Source organism: Brevibacillus sp. SYP-B805, from assembly GCF_011059135.1.
Classification (GTDB): Bacteria; Bacillota; Bacilli; order Brevibacillales; family Brevibacillaceae; genus Brevibacillus_F.
Genome location: NZ_JAALGD010000002.1, coordinates 174,105 through 197,275, shown reverse-complemented (window position 1 = coordinate 197,275; position 23,171 = coordinate 174,105). Strand labels below are relative to the sequence as shown.

24 protein-coding genes are annotated in these 23,171 nt (G+C 57.6%); 19 read left to right on the top strand and 5 right to left on the bottom strand.

Features of this window, described 5'->3' with window-relative positions; all coding sequences use genetic code 11:
* The 7 genes from thrC (at position 1) to G3578_RS03705 (ending at position 5,789) form a co-directional block, all read left to right on the top strand.
* Positions 1-1,092 (top strand): threonine synthase, encoded by a 1,092-nt coding sequence (gene thrC / locus G3578_RS03730; RefSeq protein WP_165208758.1) that lies wholly within the window; start codon positions 1-3, stop codon positions 1,090-1,092.
* On the top strand, positions 1,070-2,026 hold the full coding sequence (thrB, locus tag G3578_RS03725; RefSeq protein WP_165208756.1) for a homoserine kinase: 957 nt from the start codon (positions 1,070-1,072) through the stop codon (positions 2,024-2,026). The genes thrC and thrB overlap by 23 nt, the downstream gene beginning before the upstream one ends.
* Positions 2,027-2,042: 16 nt before the next feature.
* The gene (gene pheA, locus G3578_RS03720; RefSeq protein WP_165208754.1) at positions 2,043-2,915 is read left to right on the top strand and encodes a prephenate dehydratase; all 873 of its coding nucleotides are present in this window, start codon (positions 2,043-2,045) and stop codon (positions 2,913-2,915) included.
* A gap of 65 nt (positions 2,916-2,980) precedes the next feature.
* Positions 2,981-3,112 carry a hypothetical protein gene (locus G3578_RS21115; protein ID WP_277603114.1) on the top strand — a complete coding sequence of 44 codons (132 nt, stop codon included), beginning with the start codon at positions 2,981-2,983 and terminating at the stop codon, positions 3,110-3,112.
* A complete protein-coding gene (locus G3578_RS03715) occupies positions 3,109-3,516 on the top strand; it encodes a RidA family protein (protein ID WP_165208752.1) in 408 nt (135 codons plus the stop codon). The genes G3578_RS21115 and G3578_RS03715 overlap by 4 nt, the downstream gene beginning before the upstream one ends.
* A gap of 189 nt (positions 3,517-3,705) precedes the next feature.
* Positions 3,706-4,755 carry a SafA/ExsA family spore coat assembly protein gene (gene safA / locus G3578_RS03710; protein WP_165208750.1) on the top strand — a complete coding sequence of 350 codons (1,050 nt, stop codon included), beginning with the start codon at positions 3,706-3,708 and terminating at the stop codon, positions 4,753-4,755.
* Between the two features lie 89 nt (positions 4,756-4,844).
* A complete protein-coding gene (locus tag G3578_RS03705; protein WP_346773949.1) occupies positions 4,845-5,789 on the top strand; it encodes a phosphotransferase in 945 nt (314 codons plus the stop codon).
* A gap of 76 nt (positions 5,790-5,865) precedes the next feature.
* On the opposite strand, the gene G3578_RS03700 is transcribed toward G3578_RS03705, so the two are convergent.
* Positions 5,866-7,851: a bifunctional 2',3'-cyclic-nucleotide 2'-phosphodiesterase/3'-nucleotidase gene (locus tag G3578_RS03700; RefSeq protein WP_165208746.1), complete on the bottom strand. Its 1,986-nt coding sequence runs from the start codon at positions 7,849-7,851 to the stop codon at positions 5,866-5,868.
* Between the two features lie 225 nt (positions 7,852-8,076).
* On the opposite strand from G3578_RS03700, the gene G3578_RS03695 reads away from it, so the two are divergent.
* Complete coding sequence (locus G3578_RS03695; protein WP_241254439.1) at positions 8,077-8,676, top strand: BofC C-terminal domain-containing protein; 600 nt, start codon at positions 8,077-8,079, stop codon at positions 8,674-8,676.
* A gap of 120 nt (positions 8,677-8,796) precedes the next feature.
* Here the strand turns inward: G3578_RS03695 and G3578_RS03690 are convergent, their stop codons facing one another.
* Positions 8,797-9,888: an acyltransferase gene (locus G3578_RS03690; protein ID WP_165208744.1), complete on the bottom strand. Its 1,092-nt coding sequence runs from the start codon at positions 9,886-9,888 to the stop codon at positions 8,797-8,799.
* An 80-nt stretch (positions 9,889-9,968) separates the two neighbouring features.
* Positions 9,969-11,054, bottom strand: a complete 1,086-nt coding sequence (locus G3578_RS03685) for a hypothetical protein (protein ID WP_165208742.1) — start codon at positions 11,052-11,054, stop codon at positions 9,969-9,971.
* 115 nt (positions 11,055-11,169) lie between these two features.
* Here G3578_RS03685 and G3578_RS03680 point away from each other — a divergent pair, with 115 nt between their 5' ends.
* The 9 genes from G3578_RS03680 to yajC all read left to right on the top strand — a co-directional run bounded on the left by G3578_RS03680 (position 11,170) and on the right by yajC (position 19,141).
* Positions 11,170-11,361 (top strand): hypothetical protein, encoded by a 192-nt coding sequence (locus G3578_RS03680; protein ID WP_165208740.1) that lies wholly within the window; start codon positions 11,170-11,172, stop codon positions 11,359-11,361.
* Between the two features lie 216 nt (positions 11,362-11,577).
* The gene (gene ruvC, locus G3578_RS03675) at positions 11,578-12,078 is read left to right on the top strand and encodes a crossover junction endodeoxyribonuclease RuvC (protein ID WP_165208738.1); all 501 of its coding nucleotides are present in this window, start codon (positions 11,578-11,580) and stop codon (positions 12,076-12,078) included.
* Entirely contained in the window at positions 12,075-12,692 is a 618-nt protein-coding gene (ruvA, locus tag G3578_RS03670; protein ID WP_165208736.1) for a Holliday junction branch migration protein RuvA, read from the top strand. Before ruvC ends, ruvA begins: the two co-directional genes overlap by 4 nt.
* Positions 12,693-12,698: 6 nt before the next feature.
* On the top strand, positions 12,699-13,697 hold the full coding sequence (gene ruvB, locus G3578_RS03665; protein ID WP_165208734.1) for a Holliday junction branch migration DNA helicase RuvB: 999 nt from the start codon (positions 12,699-12,701) through the stop codon (positions 13,695-13,697).
* A complete protein-coding gene (locus G3578_RS03660; RefSeq protein WP_165208732.1) occupies positions 13,694-13,912 on the top strand; it encodes a DUF2905 family protein in 219 nt (72 codons plus the stop codon). Before ruvB ends, G3578_RS03660 begins: the two co-directional genes overlap by 4 nt.
* A 468-nt stretch (positions 13,913-14,380) precedes the next feature.
* Complete coding sequence (locus tag G3578_RS03655; protein WP_165208730.1) at positions 14,381-16,471, top strand: SpoIID/LytB domain-containing protein; 2,091 nt, start codon at positions 14,381-14,383, stop codon at positions 16,469-16,471.
* A 66-nt stretch (positions 16,472-16,537) separates the two neighbouring features.
* Positions 16,538-17,566: a tRNA preQ1(34) S-adenosylmethionine ribosyltransferase-isomerase QueA gene (gene queA / locus G3578_RS03650; RefSeq protein WP_165208728.1), complete on the top strand. Its 1,029-nt coding sequence runs from the start codon at positions 16,538-16,540 to the stop codon at positions 17,564-17,566.
* Between the two features lie 97 nt (positions 17,567-17,663).
* The gene (tgt, locus tag G3578_RS03645; protein ID WP_165208726.1) at positions 17,664-18,794 is read left to right on the top strand and encodes a tRNA guanosine(34) transglycosylase Tgt; all 1,131 of its coding nucleotides are present in this window, start codon (positions 17,664-17,666) and stop codon (positions 18,792-18,794) included.
* A gap of 26 nt (positions 18,795-18,820) precedes the next feature.
* Positions 18,821-19,141 (top strand): preprotein translocase subunit YajC, encoded by a 321-nt coding sequence (gene yajC, locus G3578_RS03640; RefSeq protein ID WP_165209351.1) that lies wholly within the window; start codon positions 18,821-18,823, stop codon positions 19,139-19,141.
* 78 nt (positions 19,142-19,219) lie between these two features.
* Here the strand turns inward: yajC and G3578_RS03635 are convergent, their stop codons facing one another.
* A complete protein-coding gene (locus G3578_RS03635; protein WP_165209349.1) occupies positions 19,220-19,591 on the bottom strand; it encodes a TIGR04086 family membrane protein in 372 nt (123 codons plus the stop codon).
* Positions 19,592-19,723: 132 nt separating this feature from the next.
* On the opposite strand from G3578_RS03635, the gene corA reads away from it, so the two are divergent.
* Both corA and G3578_RS03625 read left to right on the top strand, forming a co-directional pair.
* Complete coding sequence (gene corA / locus G3578_RS03630) at positions 19,724-20,701, top strand: magnesium/cobalt transporter CorA (protein ID WP_165208725.1); 978 nt, start codon at positions 19,724-19,726, stop codon at positions 20,699-20,701.
* A gap of 95 nt (positions 20,702-20,796) precedes the next feature.
* Complete coding sequence (locus tag G3578_RS03625; protein ID WP_165208723.1) at positions 20,797-21,516, top strand: YetF domain-containing protein; 720 nt, start codon at positions 20,797-20,799, stop codon at positions 21,514-21,516.
* Here the strand turns inward: G3578_RS03625 and spoVB are convergent, their stop codons facing one another.
* Positions 21,517-23,097 carry a stage V sporulation protein B gene (gene spoVB, locus G3578_RS03620; protein WP_165208722.1) on the bottom strand — a complete coding sequence of 527 codons (1,581 nt, stop codon included), beginning with the start codon at positions 23,095-23,097 and terminating at the stop codon, positions 21,517-21,519.
* Between the last annotated feature and the right edge of the window lie 74 nt (positions 23,098-23,171).

The window sequence follows — 23,171 nt, the reverse complement described above, 5'->3', positions numbered from 1 at the left end:
ATGGTCCGCCCGTACGTATCTGACAGCCGCCAACAAGGAATCATCGCCCGGTACCGCCCGTTTCTCCCGGTCACGGAGAAGACGCCGGCGCTCACCCTGCATGAAGGGAACACCCCGCTGATTTATGCCCCCAACCTGTCGAAGCAATGGGGCGTGGAACTTTATTTCAAGTATGAAGGCTTGAATCCGACCGGCTCCTTTAAGGATCGCGGCATGGTGATGGCCGTCGCCAAAGCGGTCGAAGCAGGCAGCAGGACGATCATGTGCGCCTCGACCGGCAACACGTCTGCCGCTGCCGCCGCCTATGCGGCGCGCGCCGGGCTGCGCTGCATCGTCCTGATCCCGTCCGGCAACATCGCCCTGGGCAAACTGGCGCAAGCGATCGCGTACGGCGCGGAAGTGATTGCCATCGACGGCAATTTTGACGAAGCGCTCCGGATCGTCCGGGATATCACCGCCTCGGAACCGATCACCCTGGTCAATTCCGTCAATCCGTACCGGATCGAAGGGCAGAAGACGGCTGCCTTTGAAATATGCGACGCCCTGGGAGGGGCACCGGACATTCTCGCCATCCCGGTTGGCAACGCGGGCAATATCACCGCCTACTGGAAAGGCTTCAAAGAGTACAAGGAAGCCGGACGCATCGATGCGCTCCCCCGCATGTTCGGGTTCCAGGCCGCTGGGGCTGCGCCGCTTGTCCACGGGGCGCCGGTTGATCGGCCCGAGACGATCGCCACCGCCATCCGGATCGGGAATCCGGCCAGCAAGGAAGGAGCCCTGGCGGCGCTGAGGGAATCGGATGGTCAGGTTCACGCCGTGACGGATGAGGAGATCCTGGAAGCGTACCGCATGCTGGCGAGCCAGGAAGGGATTTTCTGTGAACCGGCTTCTGCCGCCTCGCTGGCCGGGGTGGTGAAGCTGCGCCGCGAAGGAAAGCTGCAGGAAGGCCTTCGCATCGCATGCGTGCTGACCGGTCATGGCCTGAAGGATCCCAATATCGCCTTGAAAACAATTGCAGAGGAGCCGCGCACGGTTCCTGCCACCCGCGATGCGGTGCTGGCCATCATCAATGCGCATAAAGCAGGTGAATAGACTCGTGGTCAAAGGATCGGTGCGGGTCAGAGTTCCCGCCAGTACGGCCAATCTCGGTCCCGGATTCGACGCGATCGGGATGGCTTTTCAACTCTATACGGATATTGCCATGCAGACAGCTGAAGAAACAACGATTACGCTGAAGGGAGAAGAACTGGGGAGCCTGCCGGCCGATAAAAGCAACCTTCTCTACCAGACGGCGGCACGGCTGTTCCAGCTTGCGGGTCTGGCCGTGCCGGAGCTGTCCATCGAAGTGGAGACCCAAACGCCCCTAACCCGCGGGCTTGGCAGCAGCGCGTCGGCCATCGTCGGCGCCCTGACGGCTGCCAATCTGCTGGCGGGGGAACCCTTCTCCCGCGAAGAACTGTTCGCCATTGCGACCGAGATGGAAGGACACCCGGATAACGTGGGGGCCTCCCTCTTTGGCGGCATTATTGTGGCCACCATGCCGGAAGCCGGCAGCAGCAAGGTGCCGTATGTCCGCTTTTCCGTACCGGCGGGGCTGAATACGCTCGCCGTCATCCCGGACTACTGGCTTTCCACCGATCAGGCGCGCCATGTGCTGCCGGAGAGCTACAGCAGAGCCGATCTGGTGTACAACGTCGGGCACAGCAGCCTGCTGGTCGCTGCGCTGGCCCAGGGAAGACTTGATTTGTTGGCGACAGCCATGCGCGACCGCATCCACCAGCCCTACCGCGCGCCACTGGTGCCGGGAATGGCCGAGATGCTGGCGGAGGCGACGGATCACGGCGCGCTGGGGGCCGCATTGAGCGGAGCGGGACCGACTACCCTGTTCTTCTATGCGGGGGACAAACAGAAAGAATCTCTGCTTGCCTTTATCGAGGGAATCATGGCAAAATACAGGATAAGTTATCGCGCCATGGAGCTGCCCGTGGATGAACACGGGGTTCGGATCTTACAGAGAGAGCCATGATAGGATAGGAGATGCCATGAAAACCAGATTAGCTTTTTTGGGTCCCCACGGAACGTTTACGGAGGAAGCGGCCCGTTCGCTGCCCATCCGGGAAGAGATTGCGTATCAGCCGTATCCCAACATTATCGAGGTGCTGACGGCAGTCGACAAAGACGAAGCGGAGTACGGCGTCGTGCCGCTGGAGAACTCGATCGAAGGCACGGTCAATTCGACGCTCGACTGGCTGATTCATGAGGTGGAACTGCCGATCGTTGCGGAGATTGCCCTGCCGATTTCCCAGCATCTGGTGGTGGCTCGGCGGGAACAGCCCCTGCCGCTCAGCAGCATCCGGAAAATCTTGTCACACCCCCATGCGGTGGCGCAGTGTCACAACTTTATCAAGCAGCATCTGCCGCATGCGGAGATCGAATATACCAACAGCACCGCGATGGCTGCGCAGATCGTGAGCGCTCATCCGGAAGAAAGCTGGGCCGCCATCGGGACGCGTCTGTCCACCCGGATCTATCCGCTGATGTTCGCGCGCCAAAATATCGAAGACTACGACAACAACTATACGCGCTTTGTCTTGGTCGGCAAGCAGCCGCCCGCCCTGCCGGCTTCCCCTGCGGAGAAGACGACCATCCTGGTGACGCTGCCGGAGGATTTTCCGGGAGCGCTGTACCAGGTGCTGGCCGCTTTTGCCTGGCGGAAGATCAACCTGTCGCGCATCGAGTCCCGGCCGACGAAGAAGGCATTGGGCAGCTACCATTTCGTGATCGATATCGAGCAGCGGATGGATGAGGTGCTGCTGCCCGGCGCCTTTGCCGAGATCGAGGCCCTCGGTTGCCAAGTGCGCCAGTTGGGAACCTATCCGTTGTATGTACACAACGGCAGCAAGGAGAGCGAGTGAGCATCGCTCTCTTTTTGCACTTTCAGAAAATGAAAGTTCGCTTACCTGATAAAGGATGAACGTCTATGAATATCCGCGTGAGCGTAAAAATTGCATTTGCAGACGGTAAAAAAAGCAATAGACTGGAAGAAGAAGGCTCATTCTCCAATACGTTCATGCGGAACGAGATTTCAAAAAGAAAGGAGTTTGTCGAATGACCGCAAGCAGGCAGATCAAATACATCAATCCCGACACGATGCCGCCTCCGTTCGGTTACACCAACGTGGTGGAAGTCAGAAACGGGCGCATGATCTATATCTCAGGGCAGGTCGCCCTGAACCGGGATGGGCAGATCGTTGGAATCGGGGATTTGGCGGCCCAGACGAAGCAGGTGTTCGAAAACATCAAGGCAGCGCTGGAAGCGGCGGAAGCCAGCTTTGACGATGTCGTGAAATTCACGTTTTTTCTCACCGACATTTCCCAGATTCAAGTCGTACGGGACATTCGCGATACATACATCAACACGGCGAATCCACCCGCCAGTTCGGCGGTTGAAGTGCGGCGGCTTGTCAACGAGCACTTCTTAATCGAGATTGAGGCGATCGCAGCTGGAAAACTGTAGGAAAGGGCTTCGGAGATCGGCAGGTAAATTTTCAGGGTGGAATAACTCGGCTGCTGCCAGGAGGATCGGGCGGCAAGCCGGGTTTTTTGTTATTTTTAGGCGTGCCCAATCTTCTGCGTCTGTGAGCAAACAGCCTATGGGTGCATACCATGGTAAGGACTTACAGCGAGATTGGAGGAGAATCACCACGTGAGGATTCATATTGTGCAAAAGGGCGACACCATGTGGAAAATTGCCAAGAAGTATGGTGTGGACTTCCATGAACTGCTCCGGTTGAACAGCCAAATCATTACGCCGGATGTGATCTATCCGGGGGCAAAGATCAAGATTCCGCCGAGACGGGTGCCGGTTCATCCGCGCAGCGAGGATGGGGCTCGGCCAGCTCCGCAAAGACCGATAAAAGAAGCACCGCAGCCGCCGATGATCGAAGAGGAGCAGCCGCCGGAGGTACCGCCGCAGGTTGAAATGAGACCTCGCGAATTCGAAGAAGAGATGCCGCCGGCGCTGGAGGAAGCGCCTCCCTATCCGGAAGAGCCGCCGCAAGCACCGATGGAGCCGCCTTCCGTCCCTGAAATTTTTCAGGCACCCGCCATGCCGCCGGTTCAGGAAGCGCCGCAACCGCAGATACAGCAACCGCTGATGCCGCAGCCGCCGATGCAGATGAGACCATCGATGCCGCCTGTGCCGCCACAGCAAATTGTACCGATGATACCGCCGATACGGATCATGCCGGCTCCGCCGCAGGCACCGATCATCATTGAGCGTCCCTGCCCGCCTTGCCCGCCATGTCCTCCCTGCCCGCGGTGCATGCAGACGCCCCAGTTTCCGTCCATGCCGTATGCCGTGCCGGATTGTCCGCCCATGCCGTCCCCCATGATGCCGATGTATCAATCGCCCAGTTACCATCCGTCGTATCCGCATTATACGCACCCCTATTCATCTTCCTCTACGGTATCCTCATTCGATGAGTCGTCCGTGACAGAGCGGGAGAGCTTCGACAGTAAGGAGCAGTCATCGATCTATTCCTCTGACATGTACAGGTCAATGCCGGGGCAGTCTCCCGCCTGGATGATGCCGTATGGGTATCCGGATTTCGGAAGCAGCGCGGTCGGTATGCCACCCCACCCTCATATGCACAGCTCGACGTATCCATCCTCCACATTCATGCCGCCAATGCCCAGGCAAGAGGTTTGGCCGAATTGGGAAAAGGGGCATGAAGAATCCTCTTCGGCGTGTTGACCAGCGGCATGGACAAAACGCTGGTACCTAACCTGGAACGAATATTTCGCTGTCATATTCATGGGGTGAAACCGCAACGAAAGGTTTGGTTGGCAAAGTCAGACCGCGGGCTCTGGATTGTGAAAGGATATTCCCAGAGAGAAAAAGCGGAATGGGTTACCAGACTGTCCGTCATGCTGCATGAGAAGGGCTTCTATCATACCGTCCAGTATCTGGGCAACGCCGAAGGAGAGAAAGTGTTTCCCATTGCCGGCCGTTACTACACGGTGATGAAAGCGATCATCGCACGGGAAGCGAACAATGCGTCCCTCTACGACGTCAAGCGGTCCGCCGCCACCCTTGCCCGTTTTCATCAGGCGGCGAAAGGATTTCCGGCTGTATTCACCTTGGCCGGTTACAAGCCGCCTCTCTTGGAAAAATGGGAGGGGCGGTTGGAAGAATTTAACCGGATCGTTTCCAAGATTGCAAGACGGGGTCCGCAAAACCGGTTGGAGCAGATCGTGCTCGGCCTGGCCGAACAGGTTCGAAACGATGCCGAGCAGGCGCTCGAAAGTTCCTACAAGATGCCTCTGGCGGCAGAAATGCAGCAGGCCGCCATCAGGGGGACGTTGGCCCATCATGATGTGGCCAGCCATAACTTCCTGATTACGAAGGCGGGGAGCTGTTACCTGATAGATCTCGATACGGTGGGCAGCGACATGCAGCTTACCGATCTGGTTCAGTTTTTCGGCAGAATGCTGCTCATGCAGGGTTACAGCCTCTATGCGTTTTACGAAGCGATTGATGCGTACAACAAGATCAAGCCATTGCGGGAGACGCAGATCTGGATGATCCATCAGTTGCTTCGTTACCCGGACAATATCCTGCGCGAAGTGACCGGCATGTATGCCAAACGGCCGGGATATCGTGCGCGAAACGTGCAGCAACTGCTGCTGCTGGAAAGAAGGTACCAGGAGGAAAGGGAACGGTTCCTTGCCGCCGAGGGGCAAATCCTGCAGCGGACGCCGTGGGGCGCCTATCATTTTGTCGGGTAAAAAAAAGCTGATGACGGGTTGGTCATCAGCCTTTTTGTTATGGGCAGAAAGTCGGCAGCGCTGCTGTCGGGCCGGGTTATTTCTGTGCTTTGGACAGGTCGATGGCGTATTTCGCAAAGCCGTTTTCCAGCGTGGTGATATATTTGATGTTGGAAAGTTTTTCGGCGAACGGTTTGGCATCCGGGGACGTGGTGAAGGTGACGTTGACCTTCTCCTGAATCGGCGCAAACGACCAGTTGTTGTCAGCGGTCGGATTGATCGTCTTGTTCGCCAGGATGTAGTCGATCACCACCTGCCGGTTTTCATCCGGAGAGTCGATCACGATGTTGCTGCCGTCAAGACCCGGGAAGTTGCCGCCGCCGCCAGCACGGTAGTTATTGGTCACCACGATGAACCGGTCTTCCGGTTTCACCGGCTTGCCGTTGTACTGCAGGTTCTTGATGCGGTTCGCTTTTTCATTGACGAGCTTGCCGTCGATGTCGTATCTGGCCGGCTCTGTCACATCGATTTGGTAGGTTACCCCATCGATCACGTCAAAGTTGTAGGTAGGGAAAGCCTCGTTGATCAGCGGCTGCTCTTCCGTTTTCTTTTTGTCGATTTGATTGAACTGGCCTGCGGAACGCTCCAGCCATTCTTTCACGGTCGCCCCATTGACCAGGACGGCTTTCACGGTGTTCGGATAGATGTACAGGTCGGAGACGTTCTTGATGGCGATGGTGCCGGCCGGGATGTTGGTGTAGTAGGAGGCGCCGCCGCGTCCGCCCGCCTTGAACGGAGCGCCCGCCGACAGAATCGGGATGCCTTCGTACTCGGTCCCCTGGATATTTTTTTCGATGTACCATTTTTGGGCATTGGTAACCAGCTGGATGGACGGATCGTCCTGAACCAGCGCAAAGAAGCTGTAGATCGGCGCTGTCGTCGTTCCAACGGCGGAGCGCACCCATTCGATGGTATGCTCATGGTCTTCCTTTACCGCGTCGAGAATCGCCGGATCAGCGTCAGCAAGCGGCTTCTTGTTTGCCTTGTCATAGATGGGCAGCGCCTGGGACACGGAGTCGACCACTTTCCACTTGCCGTCTACCTGCTGCAGGGAAAGGTCGACGATGCCGAGGTGGTCCCCCCAGAATCCCGGCATGACAGCGGCTTTGCCGTTAATGGTACCCTTGGTGTTGTCCACACCGGCGATATTCTCAAAGCCTTTGCCCGGGAAGACGAGATGGGAGTGGCCGAACAGGATCGCATCGATGCCATCCACCTTGCTCAGCTGATAGCTGGCATTTTCGAGATTGGGAGACGACTCGACGGGCCCCATGCCGGAGTGCGCAAGCGCCACGATGATGTCCGCGCCTTTTGCCTTCATTTCCGGCACGAATTTCTTCGCGGTTTCCACGATATCCTTGGCGATCACCTTGCCGGACAGATTTACCTTGTCCCAGTTCATGATCTGCGGGGGAACAAAGCCGATCACGCCGATTTTCAGGGTGACATCCTTGCCGCTTTCGTCTTTGAAGGTGCGCTCCAGGATCTGATACGGCGTAAAATAGTTTTTATCATTGCTGGGATCCTGATCTTTGTCGTCTACATAGACGTTCGCGTTGACATACGGGAACTTGGAGCCTTTCAGACTGGTTTGCAGAAATTCAAGGCCGTAGTTGAATTCATGGTTGCCGATGTTGCCAGCGTCGTAATTCAGCAGGTTCATGGCCTTGTAAACCGGATGGGTTTCGCCGTCTTTCAGCGGGGCGATCTTGGCTACATAGTCGCCGAGCGGGTTACCTTGGATCAGGTCGCCGTTGTCGAAAAGAAGACTGTTTGTCACTTCTTCGCGCGCCTTTTTGATCAGGGTAGCGGTTTTCGCCAGGCCGAACTCATCCGTGGCCTTGTCCTGATAGTAATCATAGTTGACAATGTTCGTGTGGATGTCGGTCGTTTCCAGCAGTCTCAGCTTCAGGGTGGATGCGGTTTCCGCACTGACCGGGGTCAACGGAAAAGAGAGAGCGGCCACCGTGAGAGAGACTGCAAGGAGACAGCCAACCAATTTCTGTCTGCCAGCTTTCTTCATGAGACCTTCCTCCATAAAAATTTTTTGAAAATACAAGTATACTGTAACATAGAATTGGTGTATTTGGTATAAATCTCATGTGAAAGAAACATATGACATGCATGCCACCCCGGCTGCGTGGCGACCCAGGTCCCTTTTGGCTGCAAAATCAAAAGAGTATGCATATTTCCCTTTTCCCTTGGCAATACTGGAGAGTAAAACTTGGTCGGGTAAGGGGATATTGGCATGAAGCGTCACAAATGGTTTTCTTGGAGATGGACGGTGCTGGCGGCAGGAATCCTGGCGGGGGGATACGTCTGGGTTTCCGGCATGCTGCAGGATGTGTATGGAACGGGCTCGCCGCTTGCCGGACGAATTGGCGGCACGGACGGACAGGCCGTGGAAGCGATGGCCAAACCGGACGAATTGGTGCTGGCCCGTACCTATCTGTGCGGTGTGAAGGATGAGGAACACATCAGGCTGACGAATGAACCGCTGGAGCAGGTGCTGTCGAAATACAAAGGCTGGGAAATCATCTCATCCGAGCAGGGGAAGCTGATTCTGCTGAAACGGGAGAATGACATCGCGCCGGCATGCAAGGCAAACGGTTACTTCGGCTTGTCGGCCGACGGGGTGCTGACGCTGTTCAACGGCGTGCCCGGCGAGCAGAAAGTGATCCAGACGTTCTATCAGATCGATACGGCCAAAATGGAAGCGGCGCTGCCCAAAGAAGAGGTGGAGCTGTTGAAAAAAGGGATCCGGGTGCGCGATTTGTCGGAATATAACAGCGTGTTGTCTACCTTCAGCGAATTTCAGACGGATGAGACGATGCCGGAGGGACATTGAAAGGGGCTGCTGCGTTGGAATCAGCCCCTTGTTGATTGGGGCCCCCGCCGACACCAGCAAGGGACCCCACTCGGTATTGCCGAGTGGGTGGAGCGTTCGCTTAAGTCGGCGGGGTTATTCCTATTGTGAAATGGTTGCCTGCTGTTTGGTTTTCCGTTTGCCGGCATAGACGCCGCCGATCAGGGTAAAGCCCGGATACCGGCTGAGCAGGTGCGTGACGAGGACGGTGATGATCGTGGTGGCCGCATACAGCAGCAGCATGCCGGCCGTGCCTGACCAGAGCCTCGGAAACAGTTGTGCCGCCTCCGCCAGAAGGCTGAGCATTAGCGGATGCAGCAGAAAGATCATGAACGAATGGGTAGAGAGCCAGTCCAGCCATCTGCCGATCCAATGACGTCCTCGTTTGAGGCGAAGGGCGAGCGCATACAGGAGAAAATAGCTGCCGAAGCAGTACAGGATGACGCTCGGCTTGATGGAGGAGGCATGGGTTTGGGTAAGCCGGCTGTCGGCAAGCAGGATGGCGAAGGAGACCAGCCATACCAGCGCGAGCGGGATCAGCTTGTCGGCGATTCTGCTCTCCCAGGCATCTTTATGGAAGGCCGCCGCCATTCCGAAGGCGAAAAAGAACAGCCAGAGGGGGAACAGACTGACGTACGGTATCCCGATGCTTGGCAGCACCAGCACCTGCGTCTGGTGCAGATAGATCATCGTTTGGGCAAACAGCGTTACCGCGAATGAGATCAGCAGGAAGGAAGACGCATGCTTCTCGAGCCAGCGGCGCAGAAGCGGGTAGAGCATGTACAGCTGGAGCATGATCAGCAGGAAGTAGAGATGGACATACCCCGTTCCCATCAAGAGATGTTTCCCGCTCAACAGGAACGGCTGCCAATAATCGCCCGAGAGCCATTCCCCCCACTGCCTGCGCTCGCGGTAGAGCACATACAGGATGGTCCAGAACAGATAAGGCCACAGGATCTTGTTGAACCGTTTCTTAAGAAAGGTCCGGTAGGAGAGCGGGGCGCGCCCCTTCTCGACATGGTACAGCAGGAACCCGGACAGGATGATGAACAACGGCACGGCGTACCGCATCGCCTGATTCCAGACATAAGCCGCCCCGTTTGCCGCCACATACCCTGCCGTCACGTGGATCGCGATGACGGAGAGGGCGGCGAAGGCACGGATGAAATCAAATTCACGCAAACGATTTTCCATGATCTTCTCCCTCGACGATCGCATTCATTGAGCCATTGTACCATTGAATGGGAAGATCGAGTAGATGGAAATTCAACCGCTCAGTCATCCGCTTTCTCCCCGCGGGTGATGCCGGTGATTTTCCAGCGCTCCAGAAAGGAAGAGCGCTCCAGATGGAACAACCAGGTTTCTTTCCGTTCCCCTCCCTCTTTTGTCAGATAGCTGACCCGGACGGGGATCTTCGCTGTGACCAGATGAACGTCGTCCGGATCGGTTTCCCCGCCGACACGCGTCAGCCAGAAAATCTCATCCGGCCGGAAAGGCAGCGCTGCGCCGTCCGTCATCATGTCGAGGATGGCGGTATCCTGTTCACGCGCGGCGGTCAGGAAGTATTCCACCAGCATATGGGGCTCAGCCGTCATGAGCTGTTGGGGCAGCTTGCCGGCGGCCTTCAGGATCATCAGGCTGTGGCTGGGATCGGGCACATTCCGCCGATGGGTGGTGCTGCCGGCAAAATGGATGCAGAAATGGCCCGGAAAGTCGTTTCCCTTGATGGCGCCCGCCCCGTGCGGCATCCCGTGCATGGAGGCGGCATAGCAGTTGTTCCCCACCTTCACCAGGATCGCCCGTCTCTTCCAACTCCACTTCCCTTGATAAATCCCCTTCATGATCCGCGTGTCTTCCTTGGTCAGCGGCTGGACATCGGCGTGGCGGCTCCCGGCCCGTCGCTGGACCCGAAAGCGTTGGCCCGTTTCCAGATCGATCACGTCGGCATAGGACATGCGGTGGAAATCTTTGCGCACCAGCTCCCAGGCGAGAAAGCGGCCGAAGTGTTTTTGTTCCGCCGCGGTCACCCAGTGTTCCAGTTCCCGGCTGACCGTTCCCGACAAGAGAATCATCCGGCTGTGCGACGGTTCGAACAGCCGGGAGAGCGAGTCATAGACGAACCGCTTCTTGCCGATGGCAATCTTCGCCCGCGGCAGTTCCGGTTTCTGCGAGGTTTTCCGGGCAGGTGAACGCAAAATCTGTTTCGCCAATCGGCCGCTGTCTTCCACGGTCAAGGTGGTGGAAAAGGCGGACTTGGAGGAGGCCGCCACGGTAATTGTCACCAGCTGCTGCGGAAAGGCGGACGCCGTGACGGGAAAGGCAAGAAGAAAAACCAGCGCACACATCAGTCCTCTGAACATGGTGTCACCTCCGTCCTAGTATGCGCAGCGGCGTTGTTTCCAAACGCATAGTCGATCCGGAGGTACGCCATACTGAGTCATACGGCGCACGCAACCAAAGGGGGAGTCTTGCAGCATGTCTTCGATGCCAAGAGGAGGCTACAACGACTTATTCCACCACCGTTTGTACGTGCAGTTGAACCAGTTCAGCAACAAACTGGACTATCGCCGGATCAACCAAATCCGCGAGAACATGCAGGAAGAGGTAGACCAGTATGCGCACATGCAGCATGACTTGTCTGAAGCTCTGGGCATGAACAAACACTAGCGTCGCCGTGCCGGCCCGACCCCAGTGGGGGTTGGGTTTTTGGCTGTTTAGCAGATAGGAATTTATAAATTTTGTCCTATCTGCATAAGTGCAACTACGGCTCCGCCATCGCCCAAGGCTCGGCGATCGCCGAGTTTTCTAATAGAAATGCATGTTCGCTTTTTCTGCCTCTTGTGGTACAGTTAGGGAGAACGCAACAGAGGCGGAGAGTGGATCATGCGTATCATCGGAATAGACCCCGGAATCGCCATCGTCGGTTTCGGCATTCTTGACAAAAAAGGGAGCCAGCTGCTTCCTGTCCAATATGGCAGTATCCAGACAGAGGCGGGACTTCCCGTGCCGCTGCGCCTGAAACAGATTTTCGAGGCGATGCAGCAGCTGCTCGCGGCGTACCGGCCGCAGGAGATGGCCGTGGAGAAGCTGTTTTTCAACAAAAATGTCACGACCGCCTTTACCGTCGGGCAGGCGCGCGGGGTGATCCTGCTGGCGGCAGAGATGGCGGGCCTGCCCGTCTATGAATATACGCCGCTGCAGGTGAAGCAGGCGGTGACCGGTTACGGCTCGGCGGACAAGAAGCAGATCCAGGAGATGATCCGCATTTTATTGAAGCTGCCGGGTGTGCCCAAGCCGGATGATGTGGCGGATGCGCTGGGGCTCGCCATTACGCATGCGCAATTTCGGACTTATCTATCCCTTTCGGAAGGTGTGCAACGATGATCGATTTTGTGGAAGGCATCATCGCCTATCTTGCTCCCGAATATGTGGTGGTGGAGACGGGAGGCATTGGTTATCGGCTGTTTTGTCCCAATCCCTATGCGTTTGCGGCGCATGAAGGGGAGAGACGCCGTTTTTTCACCCACCACCATGTGCGGGAGGATGCCATTCAGCTGTATGGCTTTGCCACACGTGACGAGCGGGATCTCTATCGGCTGCTTCTGGAAGTGTCGGGGATCGGGCCGAAGGGAGGCCTCACGATTCTGGCAGGGGCAACGCCGGAGCAGATCGTTCTTGCCATCCAGCAGGAAAACGTTAATTATTTGACCCAATTCCCCGGCATCGGCAAAAAGACGGCGCAGCGGATCATCCTCGATCTGAAGGATAAATTGAAAGGCTATACGCCCTCCATGCTGGCGGCCGTGACGGCAGCGGCGCCCGTCATGGAGACCGGCGGCGGGACAGCCGTGGAGGAAGCCCTGGAAGCGCTGATGGCGCTGGGATACTCGGATGCGGAGATTCAGCGGATCAAATCGCAGCTTGCCGCACAGGCGCAGGCCGGCGCTTCCGTCGAAAAGCTGGTCAAGCAAGGGCTCGCCTTGCTGTTGAGGGGGTAGACGAAGATGGACGAACGCATTATCACCACCCACATGCAGTGGGAGGACGAGATGGTGGAAGGAAGTCTGCGCCCCCGTTACCTGGCGGAGTATATCGGGCAGCAGCAGGTGAAGGAGAATCTGAAGGTCTTTATCGAAGCGGCCAAAATGCGGCGTGAACCGCTTGACCATGTTCTCTTGTACGGGCCGCCGGGACTGGGCAAAACCACGCTCTCCCAGATCATCGCCAACGAACTGGGAGTCAATATCCGCACCACTTCCGGGCCTGCCATCGAGCGGCCGGGAGATTTGGCCGCCATCCTGACCAACCTGCAGGAAGGCGACGTGCTCTTTATCGACGAGATCCACCGCCTGAACCGCAGCGTGGAAGAGGTGCTTTATCCGGCCATGGAGGATTTTGCCCTGGACATCATCATTGGCAAAGGGCCGAGCGCCCGCAGCGTGCGCATCGATCTGCCGCCGTTTACCCTGGTGGGGGCGACGACCCGTGCCGGCATGCTCTCCTCCCCGCTGCGGGACCGTTTCGGCGTGGTGAACCGGCTGGAGTATTATACGGTGGAGGAACTGGCCTTCATCGTCTCCCGCGCGGCCGATATCATGCAGATCGGCATCCGGGAAGAAGGCGCGCTGGAGATTGCGCGGCGCTCCAGGGGCACGCCGCGCGTCGCCAACCGGCTGCTGAAACGGGTGCGCGACTTCGCGCAGGTGCAGGGCGAAGGGGTGATTACCCACGAGATTGCCAAGGAGGCGCTGGAACGCCTGCAGGTGGACAGCTGCGGACTGGATCATATCGATCACAAGCTGCTCCTCGCCATCATCGACCTGTTTGGAGGCGGGCCGGTCGGACTCGACACGATTGCCGCCACCATCGGGGAAGAGCCGCAGACGATCGAGGATGTATACGAGCCGTATCTCCTGCAGATCGGCTTTCTTCAGCGGACACCGCGCGGACGAACGGTGACGCCGCATGCGTATCAACACTTTGGACGGGAGATGAAAGCGTGAATCCGGTTGCGAAACTGTTGATTATCGCGGGAATCGTGCTGGTGGTTGTCGGGCTCTTGTGGCAGGTGGGCGGCCGCTTCCTGCCGCTGGGACGCCTGCCTGGCGATATTGTGGTGGAAAAGGAAAATGTCCGGTTTTATTTTCCGATCGTCACCTGCATCGTGATCAGCATCCTGCTGTCGCTGGCCAGCTATCTGTTCCGGCTGTTCAAATAAACCGGACGCGAAAAGCTCCCTGCCTTCACAAGGGCAGGGAGTCAGGCCAGCGATAAAGTCGGCAGCCGTTTTACTTTTGAAGCGACCTCCTGTTGCTCGCTCCGATACCCAACCTGCAAGGAAGCGCGCCGGTGTCTCACGTCCCTTCGCTGGATGGTTGGGTAAAGTCGCTCGCACATGGAGACTCGCTTCTAACCACGGCCAACTTCTTCGCGGGTCGAGCGGGAACCGTCATCCATGACAGGACTTTGCCATCACTCTGAGCCTTGATTAAAAAGTCAAGCTTTCTCAATAATCTAGCTCCCTGATCGAATGGAAGCAGGGAGCTTCTTTCTCCCTGCAAAACCGGAACACCTCCTACTCTTGACCCAAATTGCGCAAAAGGGCAGGAGATGACACAACGGTTGTCGAAAAATACCACCTTACGTGCAGATTTCGACAATGAAGACGTAAGGGGAACGGATGCGCATGAGTAAACGTTTGGCGAAGAAGGGTTGGCAGTTCCTCGCAGGATGGATCGCACTCTCGTTGATATGGCCTGCCGCCCCCCTGGAAGCGGCGGCGAAAAACATTCGCGTCGCCTTGTTTGTGGACACGGGTCAGGGGTATCGCGGCACGGTGCCCGCTGTCACCCTGACGAGCGACAGCGGATTTGCCGTGACGCTTACAGGGAAAAAGGATGCCATCGCTATCCCTAAGATGGATGAGCAAGCGATCCGTTTTCGCGTGGATGAATATCAGGTGGTTGTGGCTGAGACGGATGATCTGGGGGAGGCGGAACGAATCGCGCAGCGCCTGAGCCAGCGCAAGGCGGATGCGCAGATTCTGCAGGAAGAGCGCGGCGGCAGCGATCGCTACCAGGTGGTCAGCGGCTCCTACAGCGATTATCAAAGTGCGGCCGCGCAGGCGAAAACACTTGCCCAGGCTGCGGGAGGAACCCCTGTGGTAAAAGGGCCGTTCCGGCTGGAAGCGGGCCGATATGCGTCCCTGAAAGAGGCGCGCGACTGGGAAGCGGCCTTTGAACTGTCCGGGGTACCCGCCCATACCGTCTGGGTAGGGGAGAAGGCGAAGACGAGCTACGCCGTCTGGATCGGTGACGAAGTCTCCAAAGAGAGGCTCTCCTCCCTGAAAGCAAAGGCGGAGTCGCTCTTCCCCGGCTTTTCCTATCGGGAGCCTGCGGTAGATACCTATCTCCTGCTTGATCAGGAAGTGCTGACCGGAGGCGGAACGAAAACGATCCCATTCTATGCATTCTCGCCGCAGGCAAAGGTAACGGTGGCCGCGCAGAAAGGCAAGCCGCCGCTCATCGGCGTGGAGGAACGGGAGCAGCGCAGGTACCGCGGCAAGATGGAGCTCTCCTCGTACAAAGGACACCTGACGCTGGTGAATGAGCTGCCGCTGGAGGAGTATCTGTACGGGGTGGTCGGTTCGGAGATGGCAAGCGGCTGGCCCCTGGAAGCGCTGAAGGCGCAGGCGGTTCTGGCCCGTACCCGCGCGCTCGGCCAAGGGAACAAATACGGGGTGGCCAATGTCTCCGATACGGTGATGGAGCAGGCCTATTACGGCTATGACCGGGAGGCGGCGGACATTCGCAAGGCTGTGGACGCAACGGCCGGCGAAGTGATCACGTATGGCGGCAAGCTTGTCGAAGCGCTTTTTTACTCCAATGCCGGAGGGATGACCGCCGACGGCACGGAGGTATGGGGGAATCCTGTCCCCTACCTGCGTCCGGTAGACAGCCCCGACGTTGCGCCGCTGGTGGATGCCAATCTCTGGTATGAGGTGGCGCTGGCGGATGGCACGATCGGATACGTGCGCAGCGATTTGGTCACCCTGACAGGGGAGAGCAATGCGCTCGGACTGCCTCTTGCCGTGGTGAATACCGATCAGCTTAATTTCCGTTCCGGGCCGAGCACCGCTTATCACAAGGTGCTGCAGACGCTTCCCGTCGGCGCGCAGGTGACGATCATCGGGCAGGAGCCCGAGGAGAATGCGTATGCCTGGACGCGCGGACCGTATACGCCTCAGGAAATCACCGCCATGATCAATGAGAGCCAGAAACGGAACAAGGCGGAGCAGTTCCGCCATGACATCAGCTCGCTCCGCGTCACGGCGCGCGGTCCATCCGGAAGGGTGCTGGCGATGGAGGCGGACGGCATCCCGCTTACGGTGTCGTCGCCGGACGCCATTCGTTCCATCTTTGCCCAGGGCGGCAGCGTCCTGCGCAGCACCAAGTTTGAGGTGGAGGAGATGGGCTCCTACACCGTGCTGGGAGCGAACGGCCGCAAGGTGACCTACCCACGCAGCGCCGGACTCTACGCCATCGGCAGCAGCCTTGTACCGGAGGCACCCAACGGCTATGCGGAAGCCTTTCTCATCTACAGCGGCGCGGGCGCATGGAGGACAGCCACCAAGGAGCAGGCTTTCCTGCTGCGCGGGAACGGTTTCGGCCACGGGTTGGGCGTATCCCAGTTTGGCGCCAAGGCGATGGCGGAGGACGGGTATGACTACCGGCAGATTTTGCAACACTATTACTATGGAGTGGAAATCGGACGATAAAAGGAAGCCCGGCGATAGCCCCGCTATTGCCGGGTGGATTATTTTAGGCATAAGGGAGTTTTGGACGTGAACGTAGATCAATTTGATTTTGAACTGCCAGAAAGACTGATCGCCCAGCATCCCCTGGCGGAGCGCACCGCTTCCCGTCTGCTCGTTCTCGACAAGCGGACGGGTGCCATCGCGCACCGCAGGTTTGTCGATTTGCGCGAGTATCTGCAGCCGGGGGATGTGCTGGTGCTGAATGACAGCCGTGTGATGCCCGCCCGCTTGATCGGCGTGAAGGCGGATACGGGGGCCCACATCGAGCTGCTGCTGCTTCGCTCGCTCGGGGAAGATCGCTGGGAGACGCTGGTCAAGCCGGGCAAGCGCGTCAAGATCGGGACGGAGATTCTTTTCGGGGAAGGGCTGCTCCGCTGCGTATGCGAAGCGATTACGGATACCGGCGGTCGGATCGTCCGGTTTCAGTATGACGGCATTTTCTATGAAATCCTGGATCAATTGGGTTCCATGCCGCTTCCTCCTTATATCCATGCCCGCCTGGAAGACAAGGAACGGTATCAGACGGTATACGCGCGGGAACGGGGGTCTGCCGCCGCGCCGACCGCCGGCCTCCATTTCACCCGGGAGTACCTGAACGAATTGGAGCAAAAAGGGGTACGGCTGGCCTATCTGACGCTGCACGTGGGGTTGGGCACCTTTCGGCCGGTCAGTGCGGATACGGTGGAAGAGCACGTGATGCACGCCGAATATTACGAGATCTCCGAAGAGACGGCGCGGATCGTCAATGATGCCAAGGAGGCGGGCAGGCGGATCATCGCGGTCGGCACGACGTCCTGCCGAACGCTCGAAACCGTCGGACGGGAACACGGAGGCAGGCTGCGGCCGCAGTCCGGGTGGACCGACATTTTTATCTATCCCGGCTTTACCTTCTCGGTGGTGGATGGGCTGTTGACCAATTTTCATCTTCCCAAATCGACGCTGGTGATGCTGGTAAGCGCGCTGGCCGGGCGGGAGAACGTCCTCGCCGCCTACCGGGAGGCGATTGCGCGGGAGTACCGGTTTTTCAGTTTCGGGGACGCGATGCTGATCGTCTGAGAAACGAATGCATCTTTCCTTGTGATTCTTTGCCATTCCCTCTATAATAAGAAAAGCTTCCTCATGGACAGACAGTAACGTCAAGGAGTGCAAGAGATTGGCTGTACGCTATGAACTGATCAAAACATGCAAACAAACCGGCGCCCGCTTAGGCAAGCTGCATACACCCCACGGCACGATCGACACGCCCGTTTTCATGCCCGTCGGGACGCAGGCCACGGTCAAAACCATGAGTCCGGAAGAGCTGCGCGAGATGGGGGCCGGCATTATTTTAAGCAACACCTACCATCTGTACTTGCGTCCCGGCCACGATATCGTCCGTGAGGCGGGCGGTCTGCACAAGTTCATGAACTGGCCGGGAGCCGTCCTTACCGACAGCGGCGGCTTTCAGGTCTTCAGCTTGAGCAACATGCGCAAGATTACGGAAGAAGGCGTCACCTTCCGTTCCCATTTGAGCGGGGAAAAGCTGTTCATCGGCCCCGAAGAGGCGACGCAGATCCAGAATGCGCTGGGTGCAGACATTTTCATGGCTTTTGACGAGTGCGCGCCGTATCCGGCCGACTACGATTATGTGAAGCAGTCGATGGAGCGGACGACCCGGTGGGCGGAGCGATGCCTCAAGGCGCATCAGCGCCCGCAGGAACAGGCCTTGTTCGGGATCGTCCAGGGCGGCATGTACCGGGATTTGCGGGAACAAAGCGCCCGCGATCTCATCTCGCTCGATTTTCCCGGCTATGCGATCGGCGGCCTGAGCGTGGGAGAGCCGTTTTCGCTGATGTACGAGGTGCTGGATTACACCGTGCCGCTGCTGCCGGCGAATAAACCGCGCTATCTGATGGGCGTTGGTTCCCCGGACGCCCTGATCGAAGGAGCGATTCGCGGCATCGACATGTTCGACTGCGTGCTGCCCACACGGATCGCCCGAAACGGCACATGCATGACCAGCCAGGGGCGGCTCGTGATTCGCAACGCCAAGTATGCGCGCGACTTTACCCCGCTGGATCCGGCATGCGACTGCTACACCTGCCGCAACTACACCCGGGCGTACATCCGCCACCTGATCAAGGCGGAGGAAACGTTTGGCATTCGCCTTACCACCTATCACAACCTGTATTTTCTGCTGAAACTGATGGAGCAGGTGCGTCAGGCGATCGCGGAAGACCGGCTCGGCGATTTTCGGGACCAGTTTTTCGCCCAATATGGATTGGGTGAAGATAGATCATTTTAACGCTCAAAGGAGGAGTTTCCATGCCCATGCAGCAAGGCATCGGACAGTTTGTGCCAATCATCATCATGATCGTCATCTTTTATTTCCTGTTGATCCGTCCGCAGCAGAAACGCGCCAAGCAGCGCAACGCCATGCTCAGCGCGTTGAAAAAAGGTGACAAGGTGGTAACCATCGGCGGCATGCACGGTACCATCCAGGACCTCACCGACGATACCGTCACCCTGCGGGTCGCCCACAACGTCAACGTCACCTTCGACCGGGGCGCCATCAACAGCGTGCAGTCCAGCGCAGCCGCAACATCGGCAGGCGATGCCGACAAGGCGGAAAAGGAAGGCGCCAAATCGTAAGGCAGGTTACATAGCATACGGGAAGGCTGTCCACAGCAGGGCGGCCTTTCTTCATTTCCTGCCCGGGGGATTGATCCTTCACCGGCGGGCGGCGGAATTGACTCCGATCACGCCCCCTGCCGCCGCGATGACAAACGCCCCGATCAGATAAAACAGCGTCGTCAGTTTCATGGACACATCAAAGCCCAAAAAACCGACCAACAGCACGAGCAGAAAGTATGCGCCGCCGGTAAGCCCCCCATAGTACCAGCCCTTTGCTCCGCAGCGGCGCCCGGTGATGAAGCCCCCTACCAGCAAGCTGATCACATTGATGGTATAGGTGAAATACGGCAGCGTGCTTTCCCGCAGGCTGGTAAAGGCGAGCAGCAGGGCGGTAATCAGCGAACCGATCAGAACCAGGCAGAAGGTGTAGACCAGGCCGGTCATGACAGAGGCGGATGTACTGCGCAGAAAAACCCCTCCCTCGCAGGTAATGTTTGTACCATCTATATGAAGGGCTTGGGCGGGGTATTCATCTTCCGCGTTGAACATCAGGGAGAATTTTCGTATGATGGATGGGGAACCAGACGGGGGTGAAAAACGATGATCAAGACCTACTTTTACAATCATTCGGAACAGAAGATGTACCACGATGTGGAATTGGAGAAAAAAGACGAATGGCTGCGTTCACCGGAAGATTTGCTGTGGATCGATCTGTACGATGTGGGAAACAACGAACTGCAGTACATTGCCAAAATCTTTGACTTTCACCCGCTGGCTATTGAAGACTGTCTGCACGTCAGCCCTCGCGCCAAGGTGGACAAATATGATGATTATTATTTCTTTGTCTTCCACGCCTTGCGCTACAATGAGGAAAGCGACAATGAGATTACCACGGTGGAGCTGAATGTGTTCCTTGGCCCCAACTACCTGGTCACGATTCATAAATCGCCCATGAACACGATCGGCAGGATCGCCGCCCACTGCCACCGCAGCAACGCCTACCTGAACCGGGGACCTGATTATCTGCTGTACGCGATCGTCGATGGGATCACGGATGAATATTTCCCCATCATGGACCGGATCAGCGTGCGGATTGACGAGCTGGAAGACGAGATCTACGAGCACCAAATGGAAGAGATCACGGAAGAGTTTCTGGCGCTGAAGCGGACGCTGATTCTGATCCGGCGCGTAATTATCCCGCAGAAGCGGATTTTTGCCAATGTGAACGGGCGCTATTCCTTTGACATCTCTGAAGAGAACCTTCCCTTCTACATCGACTTGACCGACCACCTGGAGCGGATCGCCGATTCGACGGAGACGTTCCGCGATCTGGTGAACGGCGCCCTTGATACCTATTATACCATCATCAGCGCCAAAACGACGGAAACCATGCGCGTGCTGACCATCATCTCCACGATCATTCTGCCGCTGACGTTCGTTACCGGCCTGTTCGGGATGAACACCTTCACCTGGCTGGGCGAGAAGGCGGAGCCGTACATGCTGGTTCTGGCATTGGCCATCATGCTGATCATGACGTTTTTCATGCTGCATATCTTTAAGAAACGAAAATGGCTGTAGGGCGAGAGCCAATCATTCCCGCCCGCGCCCGCGCATAGCGACGGTACCCGGCGTCGAGACTAAAAACGATACTCGACGCGGGAGGTACGGACAAAGTGGAACAGATGACCACCATTTTGCTGCGCACCCTTTTTACGTATTTTTTCCTGCTGCTGCTCTTGCGCATCATGGGAAAAAGGGAGCTGGGCAAGCTTTCCGTGTTTGATGTGGTCATTTCCATCATGCTGGCGGAAATGGCTGTGCTCGCCATTGAAGATGTGAAAAAGCCCGGGGTCTATTTTTATGCCCCGATGCTGTTGATCGGAATATTGGAAATTGTGCTGGCGTTTTTCTCCTTGAAAAGCAAGAAGTTCCGCGATGTCGTCGACGGTACCGCCGAGTTGATCATCGAGAACGGGCAGATCAGGGAAGAGGCGCTGAAACGGAACCGCATGAACCTCGACGATCTGATGGTTCACCTGCGCCAAAAAAACATCAGCAACCTGGCGGACGTGGAGTTCGCCCTGCTGGAGCCGACCGGGCAGGTCAGCGTCTTTCCGAAAAGGGAGAAGAAGCCTGCCACGCGGGAAGAGGTGCATCTCCCGGAACCCAATCCCGTCTCCCCGATCCAATATGCCGGGCTGCCGATTCCGCTGGTCATGGACGGCAAGATCCGCGATGAAGCCCTGCGCAAGATCGGGCAGAACAAATTCTGGCTCAAAAAGGAAATCCGCAAGCACGGCATCAAGGACATCAAGGAGATCAGCTTTTGCTCCATTGACCGGCAGGGGGTGCTGTTTATCGATCTGAAAGACAAGCCCCGCCCGCAGCGCTAGCTAACGGCGGGGAAAAAACAGGGCGAGCTGTTCGCCGATCCAGGGAATGCGCCTGACGTCCTGCTTGCCCAGGACCCGCAGTCCAACCAGCATCAGCAGATACAGCAGGCAGCTCGCCAGGGAGCAGACGGCCAGCATTCGGCCTACGGGGAGATCGGCGAACCAGTGAGACGCCATATAGGAGCCGCTGTAGCCCATGACAATCATGGCTGATCCGATCTTGGCGAATTCGGTCACATCCATGGTGAAGCCGATGCCTTTCATCAGGCTGGCAAAATGAAGGAGCGTGACCAGCGTGATGCCGAGATTCAGGGAAATGACGGCTCCATGAATCCCAAAGGCGGGCTGGGCCGTAAGAAGTAACATGGCGATTGTTTTGACAACGGCGCCGATCAGCGTGTTTCTCAGGACGGTGCGGGAGCAGTCCAGCCCCTGCAGGGCGGAGGCGAGGGGAGCCTGAAAGAAGAGAAACACGGAGAAAGGGGCCATTTCCTTCAACAGGATGCCCACTTCGGCGCTGCCGTAGAGCAGGGCGCACAGCGGCTCGGCAAATACATACAGCAGGACGGTGCAGGGGGCGCCGATCACCAGGGTGATCCGCATCGCCTGATAGATCCGGTGGTGTACCAGCGGCGCGTTTTTTTGGAAGGCTGCTTCCGCGACGGCAGGAACGAGCGAAATCGACATGGAATAGGTTAAAAATGTTGGAAACAGGAGCAAAGGAACGGCCATTCCCGCAAACTGGCCGTACAGGGCGGTGGCTTCGGCCGTCCGGATGCCGGCGTACAAGAGGGCAAACGGCACGATCATCGGCTCCAGGACGTATGCCAGGGAGCCCACCAGCCGGCTCATCGTCACCGGGAAGGAAACGGCCAGCAGTTCCCGCAGGTTTTCCCTGCTTTCCGCCAGCGAGGCCAGCAGCGGCGTTTTGGCCATCATTTCCGCCGATTGGCGGCTGCTGCGCCGATACTGCCAGATGATGTACCACAATCCGGCACATTCGCCGAAGATGATGCTGGCTACCGCCCCCGCCGTGGCATACTCCACACCAAGATGCATGAACGAGAGCGACATCACGACGACGAGCGTCATCCGCACGACCTGTTCCAGCAGTTGGGAAGCGGCAGTCGGGATCATGTTGTGCTTTCCCTGGAAATACCCCCGCAGAACCGACGAGATGCTGGCGATGGGGATGACCGGAACGGCTGCCAGCAGCACCACGGAGGCTCGGGCATCCGTAAACAGGCGGGCTGTCAGCAACTTGGCTCCGAGCAGGAGGATCAGGCAGACAGACAGGCTGATGCCTCCGCAGATGAACAGGGACAGCAGCAGCACCCGGCGTGTTTTTTTGTGGTCGTTGGCCGCTTCCGATTCTGCGACCTGTTTGGCAATCGCCACCGGCAGCCCGAATGTGGTGAGCGTGATCAGGAAATACAGGATGGGAACGACCATCTGATACAGCCCCATGCCTTCCGCGCCGATGATGCGCGACAGGACGATGCGATTGGCAAAACCGAGAATCTTGGTGACGGCACCCGACACGATCAGAATAACGGTTCCGTAAAAAAACGATTGTCTCATGTAAATGCCCTTTCCTTTATGGATCGTTCTCTGTTCTATAAATATGGACGTGCCGGCGGGAGAATGACTACTTT